Below are 3723 nucleotides of genomic sequence, written 5' to 3'. Positions count from 1 at the left end.
TTTACGATTGAAAAACTAAGGGCTGTGCTTTTTTGGTCGCCACTGAAAGATACACTTCCCGTTGTGTAGCATTTACATGAACAATAACAAAATGGATAAATTTTACGAAATTGAGTTTTTACATTCAAAACCAAAACGTGGAAAAACAAAGTTTGGAGGTCAACCAGATTGGATAACTGAACCTGAATGGCCTATAAGTAAAGAGACAGGGAATCCAATGCGTTTTATTTGTCAAATTGACCTGACCGAAATCGGCTACGGAAAAAATAATGCGAAATTTGCTTACTTATTTATGACAGAAGAGGATGAGTACGTCGATGGAACTTGGGAAGCTGATGGAGGAGAAAATGCAATTATTTTACAACCAGGAGAAAATCAAGTAAAAACAGAAAATTTAAAAAAAGGTCCGACACTTTACAAAATGGTAAAAAAGCTATTCAAAAAAAGATTAATGCCTCAAAGTTTTGAATGCGAAATTGAACTAACCGAAAAGGTAGAATCGATTGACCTTGAGAATGACGAATTAGATGTAAGAAATAAGTTCAACGGAGAACCAGTATTTATTCAAGGAGAAGAATATCCCTCAAACGAAAAATGGAATTTACTAATCCAATTAGACGCTACTAATGTTCCTTTTTATGTGAATTTTGGAGATGCGGGAGTTGGATATGGATTTATAAACGAAACAGAAAGCAAAGCTAAATTTATTTGGCAGTGTATGTAAAAAACGCTACACAACACAATGTATATTCAATGGCGAGGTTTGGGAGTTGAAACGAATGGTTTGAGATTTATTTTCTAACTTTACGATTGAAAAAATAAGGACTGTGTTTATTTGGTCGCCACTGCATATACACGGGACGTTATGCACAAGCTAAAACCTACAATTATTCAAAATCTAAAATGATAAGACTATTACTAATTCCTTTTTTTACTCTCTTTGTTTCATGTGTCCAAAGTGGAGAGAAAAATCCAATTGAAATAGAAAATAAGGGAAATAATCAAAACACAATTCAAAAGTATAAAACTCTTAAATTGGACTTTGACTTTACTATTCTTCTAGGTAAAGAGGAGGATTTTGGCGATTTCAAGACTTATTCATTTTTACACTTAAAAAGACAAAATGAATCGGTTTTTATAGATAGTTCTTTAATTGAATATGAATTTAGAAATGAACTTTTCCCATTAATCGTTAAAAGCGGAGAAAATAGTTTTGAGCTACTTTTGGAAATTAATGATAGACCAAATAAGAACTACTTAAAGCGGATTTTTATTCAAAACAATAAATCGATTAAAGAGGATAAACTACCAATTTTTGAATCTAAGCCTATTGACATTAATAATGACGGAATTAATGAATATGGTGGGTATTGGGAATACTCGCAGGTTTGGGGAGAAAATGAAGAATTGACTGCATATAATCCTATTTTATACTACAAAAAAACAAATAGCGGATTTAAACTTGACAGCGCTTTGACGAAAATCCGAAATGAAAAAATTTATGGTAATTTTTATGGTTTTAGTTTTAGTGAGAAATATGAACAATCTGCAAAAGTGATTGAGAATTTTAATAACGAACTGAATATTATTAACGCCACGCATTAGAAAAGCCAGTGCATAACACGGTGTATAGTTAATGGCGAGGTTTGGGCTAAATCGCAAAGTCCGATTTTTTTTGCTAATTTTACGATTGAATAAAAAAGGTTCGTGTATTTTTAGTCGCCACTAACCATACACCAATCCGTTGGCAAACATTTTGACAAAACGCAATTGAAAAATATAAATCCACATAACACCCAAGAATTAAAGGATTATCTAGCAAGTCTTCCACCAGAATATGTAGAGAATAAAAACCAAGAACAAATTGAAGAAAACAAAAAAATATTCGCGGAATTTAAAGATGCATTTTCAAAGTCTTGTTGTTTTTTATGTGGTAATAAATTAGAGACTTTCTATTCTGACGAACCTTGTTTTCATTGGTTTTTAAGACCAGAAGGAATTAGAAAAAAAGATTTTAATAACTATCTATCTGAACCAATTGGTTTTTTCAAACTAGAAAGTTATTTGCGTTGGATTGCGACAACTGAAAACTTCATAAAAAACATAAATGATTTGGAAAGTGAGACTTCCAAAAGCAAATTAAGAGAAGTAACAATAAAATATAAAAACATAGAATGGTCATTGCATTTTGGAAAAACGGATTTAGAAGGTCATTCTAATTCAAAAAATGCAGACTTCCCTCATTTTCACATTCAAATGCTTATAGATGAAAAGCCATTCATAAGATTTAATGATTTTCATATTCCTTTTTCAAAATATGACTTAATTGACATTAAACTAATGGATGAAGCTAGTGATATGATACAGTTCGGACACAGTCAAGCACCTGGAATGTCAGTTTTAGAAGACGAGAAATTACTTAAAGAAATGGACGAATTAATGGTGGCATCTGAAAATATGGAATCAGCGACTTTTAATACGCAAACTATGGCTTCAATGCCAGAAGGAATGACAATGGACGGAGAAAAATTACAAGCAATGTTTAAAGAAAATAAAGAGACCAAAGTTCCATTGAGACATTTAATGAAAAAGTATTTTCCAGAAGTCAATCTTGTTACCAACATAGAACCAGCGGATGGATTTCCTGATAAAAAAACAAGAAATAAAAGATAAAAACGATTTGCCAACAGCGCATAACAAAAATGGCGAATTTAGTGCAGAAACGAGAGTTTTGTGTATTTTTAGAAAGTAAAAAGTTTAACCGAAAAACTTGCGCATTTTAGCTCGCCACTTTCGTTATGCGCGAACCGTTGTAAAACATTTAAAAAACTTTACGACATTTAATGACAAAGTAAAATGTCATATAAAAATCAGAGAAAAGCCGTTATCAAATTTTTATGTAATTACTACTTTTAGGATTAAATAAAAATATTAAACAAATGAGCTGGATTGGAAAGAAAATAAGTGAAACTCGAAAGATAAAGGGTTTTACTCAAGAAGAATTAGCTGAACAAGCAAAAATTAATTTACGAACAATTCAACGGATTGAAAACTCGGAAAGTGAACCAAGAGGTAAAACACTAAAGTTAATTTGCGAAGTTCTAGGAATTGACTCAAAAGAATTAATTTTAACAGATAATTCAATTCGAAAAAAAAATATTGGAACAATTTTAGTTAATGGGATTTTTCTATTGACATTAAATTTAGTTTTAATGGGAATAATTGGATTTTTGACACTAGACTCAGAAGCAAATATTAATAGTGTTTTCGGTGGATTTTTGTTAAGTATTTTCCTTCCGTTTTTCATAGTTATTCTAACAGAAAAAATGAGCGGAATTGAGCGAATGTTAAAATTCGGATTTGGATATATAATTTATTTCATTTTAGTAATGGCAAAACAAGGGTTTTCAACAGGATTTATAACTGGATTATTTCTCTGTCTACTAATTAGTTTATCTGTTCTTTATTTTGGAAATGAAGTTATCAAAAACAGAGAATAAAAAACGTTTTACAACACTGTGTATACGCAATAGCGACTTTTGTGAAAAACCGAAAATTCTGGGATTTTTTGCTAACTTTGAGAATAATTTAAAAGTTTTTTAATTTTTGCGCGCTACTGCGCATACACGAAACCGTTAGCACACATTAAAAAAAACAAGGCCTTGAGATATGAAAGAAAAAAAAGACCTGACAATCCCGAAAGAACTCTTGCCATCATTGGAG

At 31.1% G+C, this 3723-nt stretch carries 4 protein-coding genes; all 4 read left to right on the top strand.

Features of this window, described 5'->3' with window-relative positions; translation table 11 throughout:
* Nucleotides 1-91 precede the first annotated feature (91 nt).
* Nucleotides 92-724: a DUF1963 domain-containing protein gene (locus EIG86_RS07265; RefSeq protein ID WP_157983121.1), complete on the top strand. Its 633-nt coding sequence runs from the start codon at nt 92-94 to the stop codon at nt 722-724.
* Nucleotides 725-903: 179 nt separating this feature from the next.
* Nucleotides 904-1605 carry a hypothetical protein gene (locus EIG86_RS07260; RefSeq protein WP_127845505.1) on the top strand — a complete coding sequence of 234 codons (702 nt, stop codon included), beginning with the start codon at nt 904-906 and terminating at the stop codon, nt 1603-1605.
* Nucleotides 1606-1770: 165 nt separating this feature from the next.
* Complete coding sequence (locus EIG86_RS07255) at nt 1771-2673, top strand: hypothetical protein (RefSeq protein WP_127845504.1); 903 nt, start codon at nt 1771-1773, stop codon at nt 2671-2673.
* Nucleotides 2674-2939: 266 nt separating this feature from the next.
* Complete coding sequence (locus EIG86_RS07250) at nt 2940-3500, top strand: helix-turn-helix domain-containing protein (protein WP_127845503.1); 561 nt, start codon at nt 2940-2942, stop codon at nt 3498-3500.
* Nucleotides 3501-3723: the final 223 nt, after the last annotated feature.

The sequence above is a fragment of the Psychroflexus aestuariivivens genome, from assembly GCF_004010055.1.
Classification (GTDB): domain Bacteria; phylum Bacteroidota; class Bacteroidia; order Flavobacteriales; family Flavobacteriaceae; genus Psychroflexus; species Psychroflexus aestuariivivens.
The sequence above is the reverse complement of the archived record's forward strand: the minus strand, read 5'-3'. Positions and strand labels throughout refer to the sequence as shown.